The organism is Methylolobus aquaticus (assembly GCF_054172105.1).
The window spans coordinates 397,379-420,682 of the sequence record NZ_JBSYXP010000001.1; the positions used below are offsets into that span (position 1 = coordinate 397,379).

A 23,304-nucleotide genomic window follows, 5' to 3' on the forward strand; every position below is an offset into this window, starting at 1 on the left:
ACCTTCGATGACGCGCAACTATTGTTCGGTCAAAAGGACGATCCCCTCCCAGGAGAACATGGTGTTCATCGATTCAGCGCGTTGGCCGTGATGGCCGTCGGTACGCTCAGCTACCTTTCAGGCGCGCTGGCACAACTGTTTCTGGCAGTCCTGCTGACGCTCCGCCGACCGCAGAGCCTGCGGGGTCGCTGGCTGATCCTGTCTTCAACGGTCACGACCGTCTGGTGTCTTTTGCTGGCGCTACAGGAGGCGTTCGGTGTCCTGCCTGCCGCGCTGATCTGGACCATCGAACTCCTGCGCGATTACGTCTGGCTGGCTTTCTTCGGAAAGCTGCTGGGCCAGCATGAAGGCGTTGCGTACCCACCGAGGCAGCGTGGTATCGGCGCGGTTCGCGCCAGTGTGCAGGTGGCCGTGCTGAGCATGGGGCTCTACGCGTGGCTTACTCCCTATCTGCAAACAAGTTTTCCGCAATTTTTCAGCAAGTCCTGGCAGGAGTTCGGACTGGTCGCACTGTCCATTCTGGGGCTGGCGCTGGTCGAGCAGGTGTACCGCAACACCCGGCCGGACCTGCGGTGGCGGATCAAGCTGATCTGTCTCGCGCTGGGGGGAATGTTCGCCTACGACTTCTATCTCTACACCGACGCGCTGCTGTTCGATCGCATCAATCCCGACCTCTGGGCGGCGCGGGGGGCCCTCGCCGGCATCATCGTTCCCCTGATCGCCACCTCGGCGGCGAAGAATCCAGAATGGAATCTCGATCTGTACATCTCCCGGCGTATCGTCTTCCATTCGGCAACGCTCCTGGGGACCGGCATCTATCTGCTCTCGATGGGCACTGTCGGCTACTACATCCGTGTGTTCGGCGGAGAATGGGGGCCCGTCATACAGATCGTGTTCGTCGCGGCGGCCTCGCTGGCGTTGGTGTTGCTGCTCTTTTCCGCGCAGACGCGGGCGCGTGTCAGGGTCTACCTGACCAAGAATTTTTTCAACTACGCCTACGACTATCGCGAGGAGTGGCTTACTTTGACCCGTACGCTGGCCGATGCCGCTTCGGGCTTGAGCCTCGAGGAGCGGGTCATCTACGCCATCGGGCGCCTGGTCGAAAGCCAGAACGGCGTGCTGTGGTGGCGGGACTCGACCGGGGCATTGGCCTGGCGGGCCAGCTATGGCGCGCCTCAAGTGGACGTCGCGCGCCTGGAGAGCGACGATCCGGTGGTAGCATACATGGTGGAGCGCGAATGGATCGTGAATCTGGCGGAGATGGAGTCCATGCCCGAAGCCTATGACGGGCTGCAACCCCCCATGTGGCTGAAACCGGAAAGCAACGCATGGCTGCTGCTGCCGATGTTCCGTGACGAAGGGCGGTTGTACGGCGTGTTGCTGCTGTCGAAGCCGCGGGCGCCCATCAAATGGGACTGGGAAGTGCTTGATTTGCTGAAGACGGCCAGTACCGTGGCGGCCAGCTACCTGGCACTGGATGATGCCGGCCGGCAGTTGACTGAGGCGCGCCAGTTCGAAGGCTTCAACCGCCTGTCGGCGTTTGTGATCCATGACCTGAAGAATCTGATAGCGCAGTTGACGCTGGTGTTGCGGAATGCCGAACGCCATCACGACAACCCGGCTTTCGTACGCGACGCCTTCAAGACCCTGGACCACGTCGTGGAACGCATGAATCGTTTGATGAACCAGTTGCGTAACGCGGGTCCAAGTGTTGTATCGGAAGCTGTCGATGTCGGACGGCTCCTCGCTGAGGTGACGACCGCGCGTGCTTCGCAGGTGCCGGGGCCGCTATTCCAGGACGGTGCGGAAGGGGTCGTGGTGACGGCGAATCGCGATCGCCTGTTTTCCGCCTTCGAGCACATCGTACACAATGCACAGGATGCTGCTGGCAAACACGGTCGCGTACAGTTGCGCGTGATGCATCCGGCACCGGACAGCGTCGCTATAGAGATAGAAGATAACGGACCGGGCATGAGCGCAGAGTTCATCCGGACCCGCCTGTTTCGGCCCTTCGATACGACAAAGGGTCTGACCGGCATGGGCATCGGCGCTTACGAGTCGCGCGAGTATGTGCGTTCAATCGGGGGCGAAATGGTGGTTACCAGCGAACTGGGGAAGGGCACGACGTTTCGCATCGTGATCCCCAGACAGAACGCCGAAAATCGGCAGGAACAGCGTGTGGAGGCACTGGCGTGATGGATCAGACATTGCTGATCGTTGAGGATGATCCGGGTCTGCAGAGCCAGTTACGGTGGAGTTTTACCGATTACAAGGTCTGTGTTGCAGACGACCGGGAATCGGCGTTGGCTGCCGTTCGGAAGCATGAGCCTGACGTCGTGACCCTCGATCTCGGTCTTCCTCCGGATCCGGGCGGCGTTTCCGAAGGCTTCGCGACGCTGCAGGAGATCCTGTCCGCTGCGCCGCATACCAAGGTCATCGTGATCACGGGCAACGACGATAAGGTCAATCCGGCCCGTTCGATTGGTTTGGGTGCCTACGATTTCTACCAGAAGCCCATCGATCCGGAGATTTTAGCTTTCGTGGTCGAGCGTGCCTTCAGGTTGCGTGCGCTCGAGGAGGAGAACCGGAAGCTGTCCCGCCTGCACATCACGAATCCACTGGAGGGGATTGTCGCCGCGAGTCCCGAGATGCACGAGATGTGCAGGATGGTCGAGCGCCTGGCACCGACCGACATGACGGTGCTGCTGCTCGGCGAGAGCGGTACCGGCAAAGAGGTGCTGGCCCGGGCGCTGCATCGGCTGAGCCCCCGGGCGAACAAGCCATTTATCGCGGTAAATGCGGCCGCGATCCCGGAGACGCTGCTCGAAAGCGAACTCTTTGGTTATGAGCGCGGCGCCTACACCGGCGCCGCGCAGCAGACCAAGGGCAAGTTCGAACTTGCGAATGGCGGCACGTTCTTTCTCGATGAGATTGGCGACATCCCTTTATCGCTACAGCCCAAGCTGCTGCGCGTGCTGCAGGACCGGGTCCTGGAACGGGTTGGCGGCCGGCAGGAAATCAAGGTCGATGTGCGGGTCATTGCCGCGACGCACCAGAATCTTACCCGACTGATCGAGCAGAGCCTGTTCCGCGAGGATTTGTTCTTTCGTCTGAATGAGATGATCATCAATATCCCGCCGCTGCGCGAACGAACCGGGGATGCGGTCGTGCTCGCAAACGCCTTTCTCGAAACCTTCAACAAACAGTTCAGTCGCAACCTCCTGGGCTTCTCCGACAGCGCGCTGGCCGCGCTCGAGGCCTACCACTGGCCGGGAAACGTCCGCGAAGTCCAGCACAAGGTCAAGCGGGCGGTGGTCATGGGTGCGGGGCCACTGATCGAGCCCAAGGATCTCGAATTGTCGGAGGGCGAGACCAGACCTCGCGTCACGCCCTTGCGTGAGGCGCGTGAAGCAGCGGAGCGCAAAGCCCTCTGCGCGGCGCTTACCGAGGCGGGTGAGAACGTTTCGAAGGCTGCGGAGCTGCTTGAAATCACTCGTCCGACGCTGTACGCGTTGCTGAACCGATTCAATCTAAAGGTCTGACGCGTCGAGGTCGATGACGCTCCGGGTCAACGTGGGGTGGTCGCCGCCGTGCGAAGGCCCGATAATGCGCAGTCGGTGACGTTGCCCCCAGCGGTCACGATGCGTTCGCAGTCACGAACAGCAACCAGCAACAGCGGTCTCCTTGCCGGTGAAGCCCCATTTCAGCAGGCCAACATGACGACCATCTCGGATCCTGAAAATACCCACGGCCACATCTCAAAACAGTATGACCACGAACTGTTCGACATCCGTAGCCGCGTGCTGAGTCTCGGCGGGCTCGTCGAGGAACAAATCGCGAGTGCGGTGCAATCCTTGATGGAAGGCAACGTTCCGCTGGCCGAGCGAGTGATTGCGGACGATTACAAGGTCAACTCGCTGGAGGTGTCGATCGACGAGGAGTGCACGCAGATTCTTGCGCTGCGACAACCGACCGCTCGGGACCTGCGGCTGGTGGTTGCGGTCATCAAGACCATTACCGATCTGGAACGCATCGGTGACGAAGCCAAACGGATTGCCCGGCACGGGATCGACCTGGCCTCGCATTATCCGAAGCGCAACCAGTTGACCGAGGTCGAACAGTTGGCGCGACTGGTGCGCGCTCTGATCCGCCAGGCGCTGGACGCGTTCGCGCGCATGGACGTCGATTCGGCGCTTCAGGTGGCGCAGCAGGACAGGCAGGTCGACAGCGTTTACGAAAACATCATGCGGCAGCAAATCACCTACATGATGGAGGACCCGCGTCTGATTCCGGTGTGTCTGGCCATCATGTGGTCGTCGCGCTCACTCGAGCGCATTGGCGACCGTGCCTGCAATATCTGTGAATACGTCATTTACTACGTCAAGGGAAAGAACATCCGGCATATCAGCCTGGAGCAGGTGCAGCAGGATTTGTTGGGCCGCGGACGCCGGGACTAGGTGTCCCTGCTCGACGCTGCAGCGGCGGCTTCGAATCGGCGCCCGGCTCGTGCCCAGTGGCGCTTTTGTGCACCGATCAATACAATACGGATCTGCAGTGCCGAAGCGGTTATCGTTTTCCGCTTTGTTGTCCTCCCCCCGGCAGTCTCTGATTCCACCCTATGAAGCGTTTGCGACTGGCGGCCGCGTTGCTGTTATTGGCGGTCACCTCAACGACGGTCTGGGCCTTTGATTCGTTTGTGATCGACTCGATTCGCGTCGAAGGGCTCGAGCGGGTGTCCGAGGGCACGGTACTGAACTACCTGCCGGTCAAGGTGGGCGACGTTTTCGACCAGAAACAGTCGACCGAATCGATCAAGGCGCTGTTCAAGACCGGTTTCTTCAAGGACGTGCGTCTGGAGCATGATGGCAGTCAATTGGTGGTTCTGGTGGAAGAGCGTCCTGCCATCGCCAGCATCACCCTCGAGGGCAACAAGGATCTGAGTTCGGAAGAGTTGTTGAAGGCGCTGAAAGGGATCGGCCTCTCCGAAGGCAAGGTCTTCGATCGACAGATTCTGGACAAGGTAGAACAGGAACTGCGGCGGCAGTACTACAGCCGCGGGAAATATGGTCTGCAAATCGACTCGGAAGTTGCCGATCTCGATCGGAACCGGGTCGCCGTCACGATCAAGATCTCCGAGGGTAAGGTAGCGAAGATTAAGCAGATCAATGTTGTAGGCAATGCCGCCTTCGAAGACGAGGATTTGATCGACGAGTTCGAGCTCAGTACGAGCAACTGGCTGTCCTGGTACACCAAGGACGACCAATATTCGAAGCAGAAACTTTCAGCAGATCTGGAGCGACTGCGCTCGTATTACCTGGATCGCGGCTACATCAAGTTCGAGATCGAATCCACACAGGTTTCGATTACGCCCAACAAGAAAGAGATCTACGTCACGGTCAACGTTCGGGAGGGTGACGTCTACAAGGTCAATGAGGTGAAGCTGACCGGCAAAATGATCGTACCGCCGGACCAGATCATGCCGCTGGTGCAGATCGGACCGGAAGACACTTTTTCCCGCAAGCTGGCGACCGAAACATCGAAGGGCATCTCGGATCGTCTGGGCGAGGAAGGGTTCATCTTCGCCAACGTCAATATGGTGCCGGACATCAACGAAGAGAAGAAGTCGGTCAATATCACGTTCTTCGTCGATCCCGGCAAACAGGTTTACGTCCGCCGCATCAACTTTCAGGGAAATACCAAGACACGTGACGAAGTGCTGCGGCGGGAGATGCGGCAGATGGAAGCGGCCTGGGCATCATCCACGAAGATCGAGCGGTCGAAAATGCGCCTGGAGCGTTTGGGGTACTTCCAGGAGGTCAATGTCGAGACGCCGGCCGTTCCCGGCACCGCGGACCAGATCGACGTGAACTACAGCGTCGTCGAGAAGTCGTCGGGGAATATCACCGCCGGTGTCGGGTTCTCGCAGGTGCAAGGCATCATCGTCAATGCCGCGGTGACCCAGGACAACGTCTTCGGTACGGGCAAGCGGGTCAATCTGACCTTCAACAACAGCCAGGTCAACACCATTTACCAGTTCGGCTATCTCGACCCGTATCTGACCTTGGACGGCATTAGCGGCGGATTCGACGCATCCTATCGGGAAACCAACTTCGCGCAGGCAAATCTGGCGCAGTACCTGACTGACGTTGGCGCCGTCGGTGTCAACGTCGGCGTGCCCTTTACCGAATTCGACAGCCTCCGCACCAACCTCGATTACGAGTATACGAACCTAAAGACGACCAACCAGACGCCTACGCAGATTTTGGATTTCATCTCCGAAAACGGTAACGCGTTCAACGAGTACACGGTGGCTCTGGGTTACACCCACGACACCCTGAATCGTGCGATTTTTGCGACACAGGGCGGTTCACACACGCTGCAGGTGCTCGGCGCCATGCCCTTCTCCGACCTGGACTACTACAAGGCGAGTCTGCGGTCGCGGCACTATTTTCCGCTCGCGCAGGACCTCACGCTGTTGCTCGGGGGGGAAATCGCCTATGGCGGCGGCTATGGTAATACGAGCCAACTGCCGTTCTTCGAAAACTATTTCGCCGGTGGTCCGAACTCGGTTCGAGGGTTCTTGCAGAACACTCTGGGTCCACGCGACTCGAACAACCGTCCGATCGGTGGTTCCAGTAAGTTGATCGGTTCGGCCGAATTGCTGTTCCCGGTGCCCTTGATCAAGGAAAGCAAGAACCTGCGTCTCGGCGCCTTCGTCGATGCCGGTAACGTATTTGATGGGGGATATGACTTCAACGAAATCCGCGTTTCCGCGGGGTTGTCCGCCCGTTGGCTGTCGCCGTTCGGTGCGATCATGGTCAGTCTGGGCCAACCACTCAATTCCAAGCAGGGCGACCGCATCCAAAACTTCCAATTCAATTTCGGCTCCGGATTCTGAGTGAGGGACCTGTACAGTCGCTCCCGTTCGGGGAGTTCTTGTATAATCCGGAGATTGCCGAGCTGTCAGCGCACTTGGCGGAGCGGCGTCCAAGTCGAAACCACTGCTTCAGGAGTCTATGCTTCCCGATTTTTTTTGCGGGAGTCTAGCGGAGCTTCAGGATTCAATAAAGTAGGTATGGGACCTTTAATCATGCGTAGAAGATTGCTGAGCGTTTTCGTGGTGTTCGTGTTCGCGAGCCCTTCCTTTGCTGCCGACCTCAAGATCGGCTTCGTCAACGTGGCGCGGCTGCTGGAAAAGGCGCCCCAGGCCGAGGCCGCCAAGAAGGACCTCGAGCGGGAATTCAAGCCACGGGACTCCAAATTGGTAAGCGAGCAGAAAACAATCAAGGCGTTGGAGGAAAAGCTGGCTAAGGACGAGGCTGTCATGAACGAAGCCGAGCGGCAAAAACTAGAGCGCGACCTGATGAACCGCAAGCGTGATGCCAAGCGCGTACAAGATGAGTTCAGGGAGGACTTCAACCTCCGCCGCAACGAGGAACTCGGCAAATTGCAGAAGTCCATCTTTGAGGCGATTCAGTCCCTGGCCAAGGAAGAGAACTATGATCTGCTGCTGACAGACGGTGTCGTTTTTGCGAAGGAAAGCATCGATATCACCAATAAGATTGAGCAGAAACTGCAGGCGAGTTTCAAGCGCTAACCCGCGTCGGGAAGCTAGTTGCTCCATGCGCTCCCTATAGGCTTTTAACTGCAGGAATTCTCATTGGATATTCAACAGATAAAGGAGTACCTCCCGCATCGCTACCCTTTTTTGCTGATCGATCGCGTGGTCTCCTGCGAACCGGGCGTTCGTCTCGTCGGGTACAAGAACGTTACCTACAACGAGCCGTTCTTCACAGGACATTTTCCCGAGCAGCCGATCATGCCGGGTGTGCTGATCATTGAGGCGCTGGCGCAAACCACGGGTTTACTGGCCGCGGAGACTGCACCGAGCGTGCTGGGCAAGGGCAAGACCTACTACTTGGTGGGTCTCGACAAGGTTCGTTTCAAGCGCCCGGTCGTGCCTGGCGATCGCTTGACGCTGGAGGCAACCTATCTGCGGCACAAGCGGAATATCTGGGCTTTCTCGTGCCGTGCCGAGGTCGAAGGTGAATTGGTCGCCAGTGCGGAGATCATGTGCGCGGCCGCGGAGCAGGAGACTTGATTCATCCCTCCGCCATCGTCGATCCGTCGGCGCAGATCGCGGACGGTGTGTCTATCGGCCCCTTTTCGATCATCGGCCCGGAGGTTTCGATCGGTTCCGGCACGGAGGTCGGGCCGCATGTCGTGATCCGTGGTCCTACGCGCATCGGTTGCGACAATCGCATCTTCCAGTTCGCGTCCGTCGGCGAAGACCCGCAGGACAAGAAATACGGCGGCGAGTCGACCACACTGGAAATCGGCGATCGCAATGTGGTTCGGGAGTTCGCCACGATCCATCGCGGCACGGCTCAGGATCGGGGCATTACGCGGATCGGTAGCGACAATCTCTTCATGGCCTACACCCATGTCGCCCACGATTGCGTGGTGGGTAACCGCATCATCATGGCGAACGCGGCTTCCTTGGCCGGGCACGTGGAGGTCGATGACTTCGCGATTCTGGGCGGTTTCAGCCTGGTGCATCAATTCTGCCGGATCGGGCAGTACAGTTTTTCTGCGATGGGGAGCGTCATCTCGCGCGATATCCCTCCCTATGTCATGGTCGGCGGGCGGCCGACGAAGCCCTACGGGATCAACTCGGTCGGACTGGAGCGCAATGGTTTCGGTTCGGAAGCCCTGCGCCAGATCAAAAAGGCTTACAAGATCATCTACAAGGCCGGTTTCAAGCTGGATGAGGCCATCAAGCTACTGGACGAAGTTACCGTCGAGCATCCGGAGATCGTGCCGCTGGTGGATTTCCTGAAGACCACCGGCCGCAGCATCATGCGCTGATTCGCGCGCGTCGGGTCCCTATGGTCGTTCGTTCCGTTTCATCTGGGCCACTCATTGCGGGAATCGATGAGGCGGGGCGGGGCGCTCTCGCGGGTCCCGTGATTGCCGCGGCTGTGCTATGGGATCCCGCCGCGGGCGCGATCGAAGGTCTGGACGACTCGAAGCGCTTGCCGCCGATGCGCCGTGAAGTGATGGAAGGTCTGATCAAGGACCGTGCAGTGGCATGGGCCATCGGTCGTGCCGAAGCAGGCGAAGTTGATCGGGTCAACGTGCTAGAGGCGTCGATGCTCGCGATGGAACGCGCCTATCGGTCCCTGACCGTGGTGCCCGACGAGGTTCTCGTCGATGGCAATCGCTTTCCGCCGTTGGGCTGCAACGGCCGCGCAGTCGTCGGTGGGGACGGCACCATCCCCGCGATCATGGCGGCATCGATCCTGGCGAAAGTCGCTCGGGATCGGGAAATGGTGTTGCTGGACGCGCTCTATCCACACTACGGATTTCTCCAGCACAAGGGCTACCCGACCCGCGCACACAGGCAGCGCTTGCTTGCCTACGGGCCTTGCGCAGTCCATAGGCGAACATTTGCCCCCGTCCGGGCCTGCGCCGAGGGGCCGTCAAGTTCGTGACATATGTTGAGAGGGGCCGAAAACCCTGTTGTTCCCCCGCAGCGGCGCACTGTGCGAGCGGCGCCCGGCGAGGTCCCCGCGGTTTACGGAAGTTGTACCGCTGGGCTGGGAATCCAGTCCTGGGCTCGATGCTCGGCTACCACGGTCGTATAGATCCCGCCTCGCACATTGAAGCGAGCCGTGATTCGCATGAAGCGTGGCCGGCAACAGTCGCAAAGTTCAGTCAGTATGCGATTGGTGACCGCTTCGTGAAACGCGCCCTGATCGCGAAAACTCCAGATGTAGAGTTTGAGCGCCTTCAATTCGATGCAGAGTCCGTCGGGTACGTATTCGAGCACGATCGTCGCGAAATCCGGCTGGCCGGTCTTGGGGCAGAGGCAGGTGAACTCCGGGATCTCGATGCGGATCGTGTAGTCGCGGTCGGTTCGGGGATTTTCAAAAGTTTCGATCATGGGTGTTTTGTTTGGGCAGATAACTCAGATGTGCGCTGCGTGTCGCCGGCTCCCGAGCTCGACGACAGGCGCCGCGAATTCCCGAGTTTGAGTCGTTGCATGGGCACCATGTTCCCGTGTCGCGGGCGATGCCCGGGTAGTCCACATTCCGCAGAGGCTTGGCGCGATGCGGCTTGAAAAAATCAAGCTGGCCGGATTCAAGTCATTCGTGGATCCGACCACACTGCCCTTGCCCGGTAACCTGGTCGGGGTGGTAGGTCCCAACGGTTGTGGGAAGTCAAACATCATCGACGCCGTCCGATGGGTCATGGGCGAGAGCTCAGCCAAACATCTGCGGGGCGACACGATGGCGGACGTCGTCTTCAACGGGTCCAGCACGCGCAAACCGGTTGGCGTCGCGTCCGTTGAGCTGTTGTTCGACAATACCGACGGCCGCGCGACGGCAGAATACGCAGGCTACCAGAAAATCGCAATCAAGCGGCAGGTTGGCCGTGATGGACAATCCACCTATCTGCTCAACGGTTCGCGCTGTCGCCGCAAGGACATCACCGACCTGTTTCTCGGCACCGGTTTGGGCGCACGCAGTTACGCGATCATCGAGCAGGGAACAATCTCCCGCTTGATCGAAGCCAAGCCGGACGAACTCCGGGGGATCGTCGAGGAAGCGGCCGGCATATCCCGTTACAAGGAACGACGCCACGAGACCGAGATCCGGATGCGTCACACCCGGGAGAATCTGGAACGTGTCGACGATCTGCGCGGGGAACTGACGAAACAGGTCGAGAGCCTGCAGCGGCAGGTCAAGAAGGCGGAGCGCTACCTGGCCTTGCGCGATGAGGAGCGCCGCTCGAGGATCAGCCTGCTGCAACTGCGTTGGCAGGCCTCACGCGCCGCCATGGCCCAGTTGCATACCGAGTTGGAGGGGTTGGGCGCCGCTCTGCGGGAGGCCGTCTCGGCGGGCCGGGAAAGTGGCGAGAAGGCGGCCGAGTGGCAGTTGGCGCGGGAGCGTCGGCAGTCCGAGATGCAGGAAGTCCAGGCCAGTTTCTACGAGGTCGGTGCCGATATCGGCCGCCTCGAGGACCTGATTCGCCGTTCGGAGAAGTCGCGGGAAGAGACCGTTAAGGACCTTCAGCGTCTGGAAGCGGAGACGCAGCGGGCCGATGCGGAACTTCAGCACGATCGGGCGCAGCTCGCCGAGGTTCGGCGGGAGCTTGTCGAACTCGCCAGAATTCTCGATGCGTCGCGGTCGACGGCACAGGCAGCGACCGCCCGGAAGGAGGCCGCTGGCCAGGGGGTACGCGCGGCCCGGATACAACTCGAGGCCGTGCAGTCCCGACTAGCCCAGGCAGCGAGCCGTACCGAGATCATTCGCGCGCGCGATCGCCAACTCGGAGAGCAGCAGCGTCAGACCGACGTCCGCTGGCAGCGGCTGGCTGACGAACGACGGGACCTGGAAGCGGGTCTCGAAGGCGATGAACTTGAGTCGCTGCGCCAGACCATCGCCGAAGAAGAGGCGCTGGTCGCGGAGCATGCCGCGCGGGTCGAGGAATTGACGGCGGCCTTGAAGGGGGGGCGGACGCGGCTGGAAGAACAGCGGCTGGGTCTGAACTCGGTGCGCGCCGAAATCCATACGGCGCAGGGTCGCCTCAGTTCTCTCGAGCTGTTGCAGCAGCACGCCATGGGTAAAGACCGTGCGGCCGTCCAGGCTTGGCTGGCAGAGCTCTCGCTGGACCAGGCGCCGCGGCTGGCCGAACGCCTGGATGTCGGTCTCGGCTGGGAGGCCGCGGTGGAGGAAGTGTTGGGGCAGCATCTCGAAGCCCTGTGCATCGACAGCATGCAGCCCTATCTGAATGCATTGGTGGCAAGCCCACCGCAGGAATCTCTGGCCTTTTTCGAGACATCCGATGCTGTGCCGCGTTCCTCTCCCCAGGAAAAGGCGCTACCGCGGTTGCTGGATCAGGTGGCTGCTCCGTGGCGGCTCGAAGCATTGCTTTCCGGTGTATTTTGCGCGCCCGATCTGTCTGCGGCAGTGGCGGCCGGCGCCTGGCTCGACGACCACGAGTCGGTCGTCACTCAAAAGGGCGAGCGGCTCGGGCGCGGTTGGGTCAGGTTACAGAAGGCCGAGGATGCGAGAAGCGGCGTCATCCGGCGTGAGCGGGAGATGCGTCAGGCCAAGGATGCGCTGCAGCGCTTGCTGGCCGACGAAGGCGACCTCGCCGGCAAGATCGCAACACTGGAGCGTGAGCTGTCGGCGGCCGAGGAAGAGCGGCTCCGACACGAACAGGAACGACGTCGACTCGAACGTAGCGTGCTCGAACTGCGCAATGCGGAACATCAACTGAACGCACGCCAGCAGCAGGCGCTCAAGCGTCTCGCCGCGGTCACGCGCGAACTGGAGGAAGCGGAAGCGCTGCGGGTGGATCTGGCGGAGCAGCGGGCCGAAGCGGGCCAGGAACTCCGCGAGACCGGGGCTGCCATGGATGCGCAGACGGCGGAGGTCACGGGGTGTCGGGAACTGCTCGCGGACGCCGAAAAGGCGTGGACCGAAGCGGAGCGGCTTTGGCAGCTGGCCCAGGATGAGCTCCGTCGTCTGGAGAGCCGTGATGAATCCCTGCGCTCGAATGAGCGATTGACCGCGAGTCACCTGGAGCGTGCGGAAGCCCATGCCACCGATGCGGACCTGCGCCTGAAGGATCTGCGCGAACGCTTCGAAGATCAGCCGCTGGTCGAGGCGGAGAAGGAACGACTCGCTGAGCTCAGGAGCGAACGGGAACGGCTCGAAGGCCTGCTGGCCGACCATCGTGGCCGGTTGGGCGATATCGACAAGGCGGCACGCGAGGCAGCGGAAGAGCGTCTCCGGCATGAACGGGAGATCGAGCGGATCAAGGAACGCCTCGAACGGACCCGGATCGAGCTCGAGGGACACCAGGTGCGCGAGGACGGCTTGCAAGAGCAGCTGACGGAATTGGGGCTCACTGTGGAAGTGAGTCCGGACGCGGTGGAGGGTGGGCTTCCCATTGAAACGGGCACGGAAGCGGAGCTGCAGCAGGCCATCAGCCGGCTCGCTCAGGATATCGAGAAGCTCGGCCCGGTGAATCTGGTCGCCGTAGAAGAGTTTGCCGACCAGAAGGCGCGCCTCGATCTCCTCGAGCAGCAGCGTGCCGATCTCAACGAGTCGCTGGAGATCCTGATGCAGGCCATCGAGAAAATCGACCGAGAGTGCCGCGCGCTGTTCAAGGGGACTTTCGAACGTATCAATTCGGGATTTCAGCTCATGTTTCCGAAGCTGTTCGGCGGTGGCAACGCCTATCTGGAACTCAACGAGCGCGATCTGCTCGAAGCGGGCGTCAGCGTGATCGCGCGTCCGCCCGGCAAGCGCAACAGCTCCATTCACCTGCTCTCCGGGGGCGAGAAAGCCCTGACGGCGGTTGCGTTGGTGTTCGCGATCTTCGAGTTGAACCCGGCACCGTTTTGTTTGCTGGACGAGGTCGATGCGCCGCTCGACGATGCGAACGTCGGCCGCTTTTCGGCGTTGGTCAAGGAAATGTCGGAGAGGGTACAATTTTTGTTTATCACGCATAACAAGGTCACTATGGAAATTGCCGACTATCTGGCCGGAATCACGATGCGGGAACCGGGCGTATCGCGCATCGTTGCCGTGGATATCGAAGCGGCGGTCGAACTGGCGAACGCATGAGGCAACAGGATGGACAGAGAGACGGTTAGGCTTATTCTGCTGATCATCGGAGTCGTCGTGATCGCGGCCATTTATCTGCATGGTCGCTACGGCTCGATGCTCGGGCGCCATCGACGCTCGTCCGATGGTTTGGGGGAACTGCCGGCGGACTGGTCCGGCGGTGATGGCGCGAACGCCGAGAACTGGTCGGCCGCGGACGTTTACGATGAAGCGGCGGACGATGAGCGTGGCGATGGGTTTAATGAGAGTGTGCCTTCGACGGAGCCGGAGGAGGATTCGCGACTGACGCAGGACAATGCGGTCGGCGCTCCTTTCCTGATTCAGGCCAGCGTGGTCGCCCGGCGTGGCGAGACCTTCTCCGGCGAGGAATTGCGCGATGCGCTGCTGGACCTGGGGCTCGTGCACGGCGAAATGGATATCTTCCACCGCTACGACCGCAGCTTTCGGGAGCCGTTGTTCAGTGTCGCGAGCCTGGTAAAGCCCGGTACCTTCCCTATGGACGACATGAAGGCCTTCGATTGCCCAGGGGTCGTCTTCTTTTTTCAGCCCACCAAAGTGCCGGATCCGCTCGCAGTATTCGATGACTTGTTCGAGACTAGCCGAGATCTCGCGGAAAAGCTCGACGGCATCGAGTGGGACGAGCACCGGGAGCCGCTGACCGAAGAGAGCGTGCGGGCCCTGCGCGAACGGGTCGAAGCGGCCTGCGGCTGACCCGGTGCCAGCACCCGACTCGGCGCGCCGGCGCGCCACGGATCTGCGTGAGCAGATCCGTTTTCACGACCGGCAATATCATCAGCTCGATGCCCCGCAGATCACCGATGCCGAGTACGATCAACTCGTGCGTCAGTTGCGCGACCTCGAAGCCGAATTTCCCGATCTGGTAACGGCTGATTCGCCGTCGCGACGCGTCGGTGCAGCGCCGCTGCGAACCTTCGCGCCAGTGCAGCATGACGTGCCCATGTTGTCACTGGACAACGCCTTCACTGCGGACGAAGTGACCGCTTTCGATCGCCGCGTCAGGGAGCGTCTGGAACTGGAATCGGCGGAGGTGGGCTACGTCGCCGAGCCAAAGCTCGACGGTCTGGCTGTGAGTCTGCTCTACCAAGGGGGCAGGTTGGTGCGGGGTGCGACCCGGGGCGATGGACGAACCGGCGAAGACATCACCACGAATGTGCTGACGATAGAGGAGATTCCAGCCCGCCTGAGCGGTCCCGACGTTCCCGACCGTTTCGAAGTCCGCGGCGAAGTCTTCATGCCCAGGGAAGGCTTCCGCCGGTTGAATGAACGGGCGCGCGCGGCAGGCGAAAAGACCTTCGTGAATCCGCGCAACGCGGCGGCCGGGAGCCTGAGGCAGCTCGATTCCCGGATTACCGCAGCCAGGCCGCTGGCCTTTTTCGCCTATGGGCTCGGCCTCTTTCCCAGCGACGCATTGCCGGCGGAGCACGACGAGTTGCTCGCTGCGCTGAAGGCCTGGGGACTACCGGTCTGTCCGGAAGTCGAGAAAGTGTCGGGCATTGCAGGCTGCCTTGATTACTTCGAGCGACTGTCCGCAAAGCGACCCACGCTGCCGTATGAGATAGACGGGGTTGTCTACAAGGTGAGCCGATACCGCTATCAGACCCTGCTCGGTTATGTTGCCCGCGCCCCCCGGTGGGCCATCGCCCACAAGTTCCCGGCCGAGGAAGCTACGACTCGGGTTGAGGCGATCGAGGTTCAAGTCGGGCGCACTGGCGCGTTGACTCCGGTCGCGCGTCTGTCGCCGGTGTTCGTCGGGGGCGTCACGGTCACCAATGCGACCCTGCACAACATCGACGAAGTGCATCGCAAGGATGTTCGTGTGGGGGATACGGTAGTCGTTCGGCGCGCCGGCGATGTGATCCCTGAAGTCGTCAGGGTTCTGCCGGAACAGCGCGCGCCGGGTGCGCCCAAGTTCGTGATGCCGGAGTCTTGCCCGGCGTGTGGGTCAGTGGTCGAAACGATCCCTGGGGAAGCAGTGTCCCGCTGCAGTGGAGGGCTGTACTGCCCGGCGCAGCATAAGGAGGCCATCAAGCACTTTGCGTCGCGCCGCGCCATGGATATCGACGGCCTCGGTGACAGACTGATCGACCAGTTACTGGGTCGGAAGTTGGTTGGCACCGTCGCCGATCTTTACGGCCTCTCGACCGAGGATCTCGAGTCACTGGACCGCATGGGGCGCAAGTCGGCGCAGAACCTCATCGCAGCGCTCGAGACCAGCAAGTCGAGCACCTTGGCGCGCTTCCTGTACGCACTGGGTATACGCGAGGTCGGAGAGGTCACCGCGCAAATACTGGCGCGGGAGTTCGGCACGCTCGAGGCGATCATGGCGGCGGACCGGGTGCGCCTCATGGCAACGCGTGACATCGGCCCGACGGTGGCGGCTCACATAGAGACCTTTTTTGCCCAGCCGAGCAACCGGGACGTCATCGCGCATCTGCGGGCGGCCGGCGTGCATTGGCCCGATGAAACGGTTGTTGCGGGTGCGGGTCCCCTCTCCGGACAACGTTTCGTGCTGACTGGAACGCTGGAGTCGATGCCTCGCGCCGAGGCCAAACGGCGCATTGAGGCGCTCGGGGGACAGGTCGTCGGCTCGGTTTCTTCGGCGACCAGCTATCTGGTTGTCGGCGCAGACCCGGGCTCCAAGCACTCCAAAGCAGAGTCCCTCGGGATTCCGATCCTCCTGGAACCTGCGTTCATCGCTCTTCTCAGCCGTGCCGAAGCGGGCGGCATGACCCCCGAATAAGCCCCTTGCGTAGTCCGCGCACTGCGTCGGGCCGCACTTCGTGCTTCATACCCCACTGGGTCTGATCTGTCGACGCATTCTCTAGACGCGCGTGCATAAGCCGCGAACGTCCGACTCGAACAACCCAACTCATCGGGGACAACCCGAAATCGCGGTATCTGCGCCAGGTTTGTCCCTGATGGCGGCACCGTCCCGACACGCTTCAACAGCGTCCATCAATCGTAATCTATACAGTATCTTGTGCTTGACGATATCTATGACCACATTTTATAGTGACGCTTAAAGAAGTCGCCGGTATTCGGAGGAACTCCTGGAGAGCAACCAGTTGTGGGGAGTGTCCGATGCGACCGAAACGAATTTTCCATTCGGGTATCTGGGCAGGCACCTCCCTGCGCCCGGTGAATCGCCCGCGATTAACCCACTCGAGACCTCGGAAGAATCAGCGTGATTGCGCTGTGGCAAGGCGTGTTGTGTTTGGTTGGTTGTTTAAGATTCTGAAATAAAAGATGTTATTTCTGCGTCGCCCATTGCCGTTACCGGATGGAACCCGCCTTCGTGTCTGACCGCAGTCTCCGCCACAAAACCTTGTCGAAACTTCTCCTTGACTTGCATCAGGCAGGTTTCTATAGTCGTGCGCGTGGGGAAAAGTGGGGAGAAATGGGGAACAGTGGTGTAAGGGGGGGCTTTGTTTCGGGGCATCAACGCCATCAATTTGGACGAGAAGGGGCGGATGGCAATTCCGACCCGCTACCGTGCCGAATTGGCGGAGTCATGTGACGGGCAGATGATCCTGACGATTGGCTTCGACCGATGCCTGCTGTTGCTGCCTTTGCCGACCTTTGAAGACGTCGAACGCAAGCTGATGAAGCTGCCGATGATGGATGCCCGCGTGCAGCGCGTGAAACGGCTGCTGATCGGGCACGCGGCGGAATGCGAACTCGATGGGCAAGGTCGGTTCCTGGTGCCTGAGCTGCTCCGAAGTTTTGCCGGTATATCCAGGCGGGTTGCGCTGGTTGGGCAGGGCAACGTGTTCGAGATCTGGGACGAAGAGTCTTGGCATCAGAACCGCGAACAATGGCATGGGGTGGTTAGCCTCGATGACTTGCGGGAGCTGTCTCCCGAGCTTGGATCCCTCACCTTTTGATGGCAGCCGGACATCAGTTCCGCCACGCCCCGGTCTTGCTGGAAGAGTGTATCGAAGGTCTGGCGATCCAGTCCGACGGCCTTTACATCGACGGCACCTTCGGGCGCGGCGGGCACAGCGCGGCCGTGCTTGACCGCCTTGGCGAGTCCGGTCGGCTGCTGGCGCTGGACCGCGATGCCGAAGCTGTGGGTTCGGTCAGCGCGTGGGGATTGCTTCAGGATCGCCGGTTCCGCATCGCGCATGCGCGGTTCGGCGAACTCGGCGCGCTTGCCTCTGAGGCCGGTTGGGCGGGGCGTGTATCGGGCATCTTATTGGATTTGGGCGTCTCGTCGCCCCAACTGGACGACGGCGGCCGGGGCTTCAGCTTCATGCGGGATGGGCCCCTCGACATGCGTATGGACCAGAGCCAGGGGATGACGGCTGAAGAGTGGTTGGCCGTGGTCAGTGAAGCGGAACTTTGCCGGGTGATAAAGGAATATGGAGAGGAACGCTATGCTCGCCGGATTGCGCGCGCCATTGTGGAACGCCGCGCGCGAGGTGCTCTGGTGAGCACGGCGCAGCTTGCTTCCCTGGTCGCGGCCGCGATGCCGCGACGGGAGAAAGGTCAACATCCCGCAACGCGTACTTTCCAGGCGATTCGTATCCATATCAACCAGGAACTGAACGACATTCAGGCGGTACTCGAACAGGCGGTGGACGTGCTCGCGACCGGCGGGCGTCTGGTCGTCATCGCGTTCCACTCTTTGGAGGACCGTATCGTCAAACGTTTTCTGCGTGACGAGAGTCGAGGCGGGCATGCTGATGACGCCGCGTTGGGTTGGCCCGCAATGACGGGTTGGCAGGCGCCGCGGCTGCGGCGCGTGGGGCGGGCGATTCGGGCCGGGGCCGGCGAAATCGCCGCCAACCCGCGCGCGCGCAGTGCGGTGCTGCGCATTGCCGAGAGGCTGCCGTCGTGAAAGTGGTCGCCATCTTGATTGCCGTGCTGGTGGCCTCAGCGTTGGGGGTCATCTACGCGAAGTACCGATCGCGGATGTTGTTTACCGAGGTTCAGCGGCTGGAACAGTCGCTTGAGGCCTACGATGTCGAATTGGGTCAGTTGCAGCTTGAACAGAATACTTGGGCCGAGCACAGTCGTATCGAGAAGCTGGCCCATACACGGCTCGGCATGATCCTGCCGTCCCGGGAATCGATCATTTACCTTCACGTCGGACAATAGCGCGGGTTACGATCATGATGATTTACCCTACTTCCTCGAAGCGCCTCGACGATGATGAATACGCGGTGCGGTGGCAGGTTCTGCTGTTCCTGATACTGGCAGGTTTGCTCGTGCTTATGGTGCGTGCTTCTTACCTCCAGGTGCTGAACCGGCAATTTCTGCAGAACGAGGGTGATCGACGCCATGTGGGCGTGATGCCGATTCCGGCGCATCGCGGGCGCATTCTCGACCGCAATGGCGAATTACTCGCCATCAGTTCTCCCGTGAAGTCGGTATGGGTCAATCCTCGGGAGTTCAATCCGACCGAGGAGCAGTTGCGGCTGATTGCCGGCATTCTGCGCTTGCCCGTGACGGGAGTGCGAGCGCATGTCACGGGGCAGGACGACGGTACTTTTGCCTTTCTGCGGAGGCGCACGAGCCCGGAGCTGGCGGATCGCGTTCTGGCTCTCGGGGTCGCGGGCGTATATGCCGACAGGGAGTATCAGCGTTATTATCCGAGTGGCGAAGTTGCCGCTCATGTCGTCGGTTTCAACGATATTGATGACCGCGGCCAAGAGGGGATTGAGCTGGCTTATGACCGCTCCCTGAGAGGTGTTGAGGGTGGTCGGAAAATCATCCGTGACGGCCGTCGACGTATTATCGAGGATCTCGACGAAGTCACAGAACCGGTAGCAGGCAAGGATGTCCGGCTGACGATCGATCAGCGGCTCCAGTACCTTGCTTACCGGGAACTAAAGGCGGCCGTGCAGAAAAACCGCGCGAAGTCGGGGAGCCTGGTGCTACTGGACGCGCGCAATGGCGACATTCTCGCGATGGTCAATCAGCCCTCTTTCAATCCGAACAGCCGGCAGGGTTTGAAAGGAAATCTGTTCCGTAATCGTGCGATCACGGATCTGTTCGAGCCAGGCTCCACCATGAAGCCATTCGCCGTCGCTTGTGGACTCGAGCTCGGCCTGTTTAGGCCCGAGTCGGTGATTAACACCAATCCGGGTTCCCTGCGTGTCGGCACCAATGTTGTCAAGGACATGCACAATTACGGGGTCATGAACGTGACCCGCATTCTTCAAAAGTCCAGCAACGTTGGCGTGAGCCGCATCGCACTTTCTATTCCTTCAGCGAAGTTTTACGCCTTCTACAATAATCTCGGTTTCGGCCAGCCTCTCCACACGGGATTCCCCGGAGAGGCACAGGGGCGGTTGCCGCATCACCGAGGTTGGAACCATTTCGAGCAGGCCACGCTGTCCTTCGGTTACGGGCTTTCCACCTCGGTGCTCCATTTGGGGCGTGCGTACCTCGCCTTCGCCAACGAGGGGCGCGTTCCATCCGTGAACCTCGTCGCTCAGCGCGAGGCATCGAAAAGCTATCAGGTGATGTCGGCGAAGACGGCGGTTTCGGTTCGCACCATGTTGGAGCAGGTCGTCACGCGGGAGGGGACTGCGCTGCGCGCCGCCGTTCCTGGGTTCCGCGTCGCAGGCAAGACCGGCACCGTCAAGAAGGCGATGGGGCGACGGGGCTATGCGTCGGCTGCACATTCGGCGGTTTTTGCCGGGCTGGCACCGGCCAGTGACCCCCGCCTCGTCATGGTGGTCATGATCGACGAGCCCTCGGCCGGTGAGTATTACGGCGGCACCGTGGCGGCGCCGGTTTTTTCGAGCGTCATGGAGGGAGCGTTGCGGCTGTTGAACGTCGTCCCTGACGAACCGGCAAGCTTTCCCTTGCTGACAGCCCAGGGGGACTGAGTCGATGGCTCTCGGAAAGGGCCGGCAGTCGATTCCGCTGAGCGAATTGCTCGGTGGTCTCGTTCCGGCGAGCGTTGGCGGCGCGGTGGAAGTGAGTGGGCTGTGCCTTGATAGTCGCGCCGTTCGTCCGGGGGACCTTTTCGTCGCAGTAGCAGGCCATCAGCAACATGGCATGCAGTTCAGCGCCGAAGCGGTTCGACGAGGGGCTCGCGCCATCCTGTATGATCCGGCGGGGGGCGGTGAGGCTTACGCCGGGGCGCTGCGAGATGTGGTCTGCGTTCCCGCCGAAGGACTCCTCCCAAAGGTCGGCTTCATAGCCGACCGTTTTTTTGGACATCCCTCATCGCACCTGGACGTCATTGCCGTGACTGGCACGAATGGAAAGACCTCATGCACCCATTTTCTGGCCAATGCGCTGACCAATGGTGATCCTGCGGCCGTGATCGGCACGCTGGGTTGGGGAGTTCCTGGTCGTCTGATGCCCACCGACCAGACAACCCCGGACGCTATCGGTATCCACGCGATTCTCGCGGAGCTCAGGGCACGAGAGGTGCGGGCCGTGGCACTGGAGGCCTCGTCGCACGGGTTGGCGCAGGGTCGGCTCAACGGGGTCTTGGCGAAGGCTGCCCTGTTTACCAACATCACGCGGGACCATCTCGATTACCACGGCACGCACGAGGCCTATGTTTCCGCGAAAATGCGATTGCTGGATTTTGCCGGTCTGGAGACCGTCGCCTTCAACGCGGATGACCCGGTAACCCGCCACGTTGGCGAGCGCCTGCCCTCAGGGGTGGTCGGGATTCCCTTCAGTGTGGCGGGGAGCAAGACGGCTGAGCCCACCGGCGTGGTGGCGCGGCGAATCGAACAGCGCGACGACGGCCTGCGCCTCTCGGTCGAATATACCGGTTGCGATGCCGAGCTCGTCGTGCCCCTGTTCGGAAACTATAACGCCGAGAACATTCTTGGTGTTCTTGCGGTAATGCTCGGCTTGGGCTTCGGGCTTACCGACTCCGTGGAGCGTCTCGGGAACGTGCGACCGGTTCCCGGTCGCATGGAACATTTTCGCAGCGCCGCCGGTGCCAACATCGTTGTCGACTATGCCCACACGCCGGATGCGCTCGAACGTGTTCTGCTGAGCCTCCGTCGCGGCTGCGCCCGCGATCTCTGGGTCGTCTTCGGGTGTGGTGGTGAACGCGATCGGGGAAAGCGACCATTAATGGGGCGCATCGCCGGAGAACTCGCAGACCATGTCGTGATTACAGACGATAATCCCCGCCACGAGGACGGTGACGCCATTGTCGCCGATATCCTGGCAGGGTGCGTTGGAAACGACGTCCGGGTTCAGCGTGATCGGCGCCAGGCCATGCAGATCGCAATCGAGGCGGCCGCCGCGGGCGACGTGGTTTTGATCGCCGGAAAAGGCCATGAGGTCGTGCAGGACGTCAACGGGACCAAAACACCCTTCGATGACCGCGTGGTAGCGCGCGAGTTACTGCAGTGAATAGTGTGTGGTGCAAGCCGGCGGGGCGACGGCGAAGCGACTTGAATACGGGTGCACGACTCGAGGACGCGACCGTCGGTACCAATCGAGGTTTCATGCTTTACAAAGACGAAATAAAACGTGACTTACCGCGACATCCGGGTTCTCGCCCGCCTCGGGGACCTGGGTCATCGAGTCGTTTTGCCGCGGGTATTCGCCGCTGGAGCTCACCATGCTTCTGACTCTCACCCGCTGGCTCGAAAACTATTTTGACATTTTTCGTGTTTTCAACTATTTGACCTTCCGGGGGATTCTTGGGGTACTTACAGCTTTGCTGATCTCGTTCCTGGTTGGGCCGGCGATGATTCGGCGGCTGAGCCGTTACAAGATCGGACAAAGCATTCGCGAGGATGGTCCGCAGAGCCATTTCTCGAAGGCCGGCACGCCCACCATGGGCGGGGCACTGATACTGGTTTCAATCGCCGCCAGCACCCTGCTTTGGGGAGACCTGACCAATCGTTATATCTGGACCGTGCTGTCGGTCACACTTGCGTTTGGCATCGTCGGCTTCGTCGATGACTACCGCAAGCTGGTACTGCGAAACAGTAAAGGGCTCCTGGCTCGTGAGAAGTATTTCTGGCAGTCGGTGTTCGGGCTGGCAGCCGCCTTGTTCCTTTATCATTCGGCGTCGACGCCAGCCGAAACACAATATATCGTGCCGTTCTTCAAGAACGTCGTGATCGATCTCGGTCCAGGGTACGTATTGCTGACCTATTTCGTCATCGTAGGTACTAGCAATGCCGTGAATTTGACCGATGGCCTCGATGGTCTTGCTATCATGCCAACCGTGATGGTCGGAGGGGCGCTCGGTATTTTCGCGTACGCGTCGGGGCACGCGAGCTTTGCCGAATATCTGGGTATTCCGTTCGTACCGAAGGCTGGCGATCTGGTTGTGTTCTGCGGCTCACTGGTCGGTGCGGGTCTCGGGTTTCTCTGGTTTAATGCCTACCCGGCTCAGGTCTTCATGGGCGACGTGGGCGCGCTGGCTCTCGGCGCGGCACTCGGCGTCCTGGCCGTCCTCGTCCGCCAGGAAGTTGTGCTGATGATCATGGGCGGCGTTTTCGTGATGGAGACGGTCTCGGTCGTATTGCAGGTCGCCTCCTTCAAGATGACCGGAAAGCGAATTTTCCGCATGGCGCCGCTGCATCATCATTTCGAGCTTAAGGGCTGGCCGGAGCCACGCGTGATCGTTCGTTTCTGGATCGTCACCGTCATTCTGGTGCTCGCCGGTCTGGCGACCCTGAAACTGCGCTGAGCCAAA

At 60.8% G+C, this 23,304-nt stretch carries 18 protein-coding genes; 17 read left to right on the forward strand and 1 reads right to left on the reverse strand.

Translation table 11 applies throughout. The features are described from left to right. The first annotated feature begins 90 nt into the window (after window positions 1-90). The 8 genes from prsK (at window position 91) to rnhB (ending at window position 9,494) form a co-directional block, all read left to right on the forward strand. Window positions 91-2,196 carry an XrtA/PEP-CTERM system histidine kinase PrsK gene (gene prsK / locus ACW73L_RS01840; protein WP_498919837.1) on the forward strand — a complete coding sequence of 702 codons (2,106 nt, stop codon included), beginning with the start codon at window positions 91-93 and terminating at the stop codon, window positions 2,194-2,196. Beyond that, on the forward strand, window positions 2,196-3,542 hold the full coding sequence (prsR, locus tag ACW73L_RS01845; protein ID WP_129882363.1) for a PEP-CTERM-box response regulator transcription factor: 1,347 nt from the start codon (window positions 2,196-2,198) through the stop codon (window positions 3,540-3,542). Before prsK ends, prsR begins: the two co-directional genes overlap by 1 nt. Window positions 3,543-3,716: 174 nt before the next feature. Further along, window positions 3,717-4,457, forward strand: coding sequence for a phosphate signaling complex protein PhoU (gene phoU, locus ACW73L_RS01850; RefSeq protein WP_129882362.1), 741 nt, complete (start codon window positions 3,717-3,719; stop codon window positions 4,455-4,457). Between the two features lie 161 nt (window positions 4,458-4,618). Continuing rightward, window positions 4,619-6,898, forward strand: a complete 2,280-nt coding sequence (gene bamA, locus ACW73L_RS01855; protein WP_129882361.1) for an outer membrane protein assembly factor BamA — start codon at window positions 4,619-4,621, stop codon at window positions 6,896-6,898. Window positions 6,899-7,090: 192 nt separating this feature from the next. Continuing rightward, window positions 7,091-7,597, forward strand: a complete 507-nt coding sequence (locus ACW73L_RS01860) for an OmpH/Skp family outer membrane protein (RefSeq protein ID WP_201276221.1) — start codon at window positions 7,091-7,093, stop codon at window positions 7,595-7,597. Window positions 7,598-7,660: 63 nt separating this feature from the next. Next, a complete protein-coding gene (fabZ, locus tag ACW73L_RS01865) occupies window positions 7,661-8,101 on the forward strand; it encodes a 3-hydroxyacyl-ACP dehydratase FabZ (protein ID WP_129882360.1) in 441 nt (146 codons plus the stop codon). Beyond that, window positions 8,098-8,868, forward strand: a complete 771-nt coding sequence (gene lpxA, locus ACW73L_RS01870; protein ID WP_129882359.1) for an acyl-ACP--UDP-N-acetylglucosamine O-acyltransferase — start codon at window positions 8,098-8,100, stop codon at window positions 8,866-8,868. The genes fabZ and lpxA overlap by 4 nt, the downstream gene beginning before the upstream one ends. A gap of 20 nt (window positions 8,869-8,888) precedes the next feature. Then, window positions 8,889-9,494: a ribonuclease HII gene (gene rnhB / locus ACW73L_RS01875; protein ID WP_498919644.1), complete on the forward strand. Its 606-nt coding sequence runs from the start codon at window positions 8,889-8,891 to the stop codon at window positions 9,492-9,494. 83 nt (window positions 9,495-9,577) lie between these two features. On the opposite strand, the gene queF is transcribed toward rnhB, so the two are convergent. After that, window positions 9,578-9,946: a preQ(1) synthase gene (gene queF / locus ACW73L_RS01880; protein ID WP_498919645.1), complete on the reverse strand. Its 369-nt coding sequence runs from the start codon at window positions 9,944-9,946 to the stop codon at window positions 9,578-9,580. A 166-nt stretch (window positions 9,947-10,112) separates the two neighbouring features. Between queF and smc the strand changes: the two genes are divergently transcribed. The 9 genes from smc (at window position 10,113) to mraY (ending at window position 23,298) form a co-directional block, all read left to right on the forward strand. Then, window positions 10,113-13,643 (forward strand): chromosome segregation protein SMC, encoded by a 3,531-nt coding sequence (gene smc, locus ACW73L_RS01885; RefSeq protein WP_498919646.1) that lies wholly within the window; start codon window positions 10,113-10,115, stop codon window positions 13,641-13,643. 9 nt (window positions 13,644-13,652) lie between these two features. Next, window positions 13,653-14,354 carry a cell division protein ZipA gene (locus ACW73L_RS01890; protein WP_498919647.1) on the forward strand — a complete coding sequence of 234 codons (702 nt, stop codon included), beginning with the start codon at window positions 13,653-13,655 and terminating at the stop codon, window positions 14,352-14,354. Between the two features lie 4 nt (window positions 14,355-14,358). Then, on the forward strand, window positions 14,359-16,404 hold the full coding sequence (gene ligA / locus ACW73L_RS01895) for an NAD-dependent DNA ligase LigA (RefSeq protein WP_498919649.1): 2,046 nt from the start codon (window positions 14,359-14,361) through the stop codon (window positions 16,402-16,404). A 685-nt stretch (window positions 16,405-17,089) separates the two neighbouring features. Next, window positions 17,090-17,548: a division/cell wall cluster transcriptional repressor MraZ gene (gene mraZ, locus ACW73L_RS01900; RefSeq protein WP_498919650.1), complete on the forward strand. Its 459-nt coding sequence runs from the start codon at window positions 17,090-17,092 to the stop codon at window positions 17,546-17,548. Beyond that, complete coding sequence (rsmH, locus tag ACW73L_RS01905) at window positions 17,548-18,504, forward strand: 16S rRNA (cytosine(1402)-N(4))-methyltransferase RsmH (protein WP_498919652.1); 957 nt, start codon at window positions 17,548-17,550, stop codon at window positions 18,502-18,504. The genes mraZ and rsmH overlap by 1 nt, the downstream gene beginning before the upstream one ends. Then, window positions 18,501-18,764, forward strand: a complete 264-nt coding sequence (gene ftsL, locus ACW73L_RS01910; protein WP_129882351.1) for a cell division protein FtsL — start codon at window positions 18,501-18,503, stop codon at window positions 18,762-18,764. Before rsmH ends, ftsL begins: the two co-directional genes overlap by 4 nt. A gap of 110 nt (window positions 18,765-18,874) precedes the next feature. Then, complete coding sequence (locus ACW73L_RS01915; protein WP_498919838.1) at window positions 18,875-20,503, forward strand: peptidoglycan D,D-transpeptidase FtsI family protein; 1,629 nt, start codon at window positions 18,875-18,877, stop codon at window positions 20,501-20,503. Between the two features lie 4 nt (window positions 20,504-20,507). After that, window positions 20,508-22,004, forward strand: a complete 1,497-nt coding sequence (locus tag ACW73L_RS01920; RefSeq protein WP_498919653.1) for a UDP-N-acetylmuramoyl-L-alanyl-D-glutamate--2,6-diaminopimelate ligase — start codon at window positions 20,508-20,510, stop codon at window positions 22,002-22,004. Window positions 22,005-22,215: 211 nt separating this feature from the next. Next, window positions 22,216-23,298, forward strand: a complete 1,083-nt coding sequence (gene mraY, locus ACW73L_RS01925; RefSeq protein WP_498919654.1) for a phospho-N-acetylmuramoyl-pentapeptide-transferase — start codon at window positions 22,216-22,218, stop codon at window positions 23,296-23,298. Window positions 23,299-23,304: the final 6 nt, after the last annotated feature.

Bases quoted from the DNA above. Each gene is read 5' to 3' on its own strand.
- ACW73L_RS01890 (WP_498919647.1), top strand. From the start codon at position 13,653: ATGGACAGAGAGACGGTTAGGCTTATTCTGCTGATCATCGGAGTCGTC.
- mraY (WP_498919654.1), top strand. From the start codon at position 22,216: ATGCTTCTGACTCTCACCCGCTGGCTCGAAAACTATTTTGACATTTTT.
- smc (WP_498919646.1), top strand. From the start codon at position 10,113: ATGCGGCTTGAAAAAATCAAGCTGGCCGGATTCAAGTCATTCGTGGAT.
- ACW73L_RS01920 (WP_498919653.1), top strand. From the start codon at position 20,508: ATGGCTCTCGGAAAGGGCCGGCAGTCGATTCCGCTGAGCGAATTGCTC.
- bamA (WP_129882361.1), top strand. From the start codon at position 4,619: ATGAAGCGTTTGCGACTGGCGGCCGCGTTGCTGTTATTGGCGGTCACC.
- rnhB (WP_498919644.1), top strand. From the start codon at position 8,889: ATGGTCGTTCGTTCCGTTTCATCTGGGCCACTCATTGCGGGAATCGAT.
- prsR (WP_129882363.1), top strand. From the start codon at position 2,196: ATGGATCAGACATTGCTGATCGTTGAGGATGATCCGGGTCTGCAGAGC.
- rsmH (WP_498919652.1), top strand. From the start codon at position 17,548: ATGGCAGCCGGACATCAGTTCCGCCACGCCCCGGTCTTGCTGGAAGAG.
- prsK (WP_498919837.1), top strand. From the start codon at position 91: ATGGCCGTCGGTACGCTCAGCTACCTTTCAGGCGCGCTGGCACAACTG.
- queF (WP_498919645.1), bottom strand. From the start codon at position 9,946: ATGATCGAAACTTTTGAAAATCCCCGAACCGACCGCGACTACACGATC.
- ACW73L_RS01860 (WP_201276221.1), top strand. From the start codon at position 7,091: ATGCGTAGAAGATTGCTGAGCGTTTTCGTGGTGTTCGTGTTCGCGAGC.
- phoU (WP_129882362.1), top strand. From the start codon at position 3,717: ATGACGACCATCTCGGATCCTGAAAATACCCACGGCCACATCTCAAAA.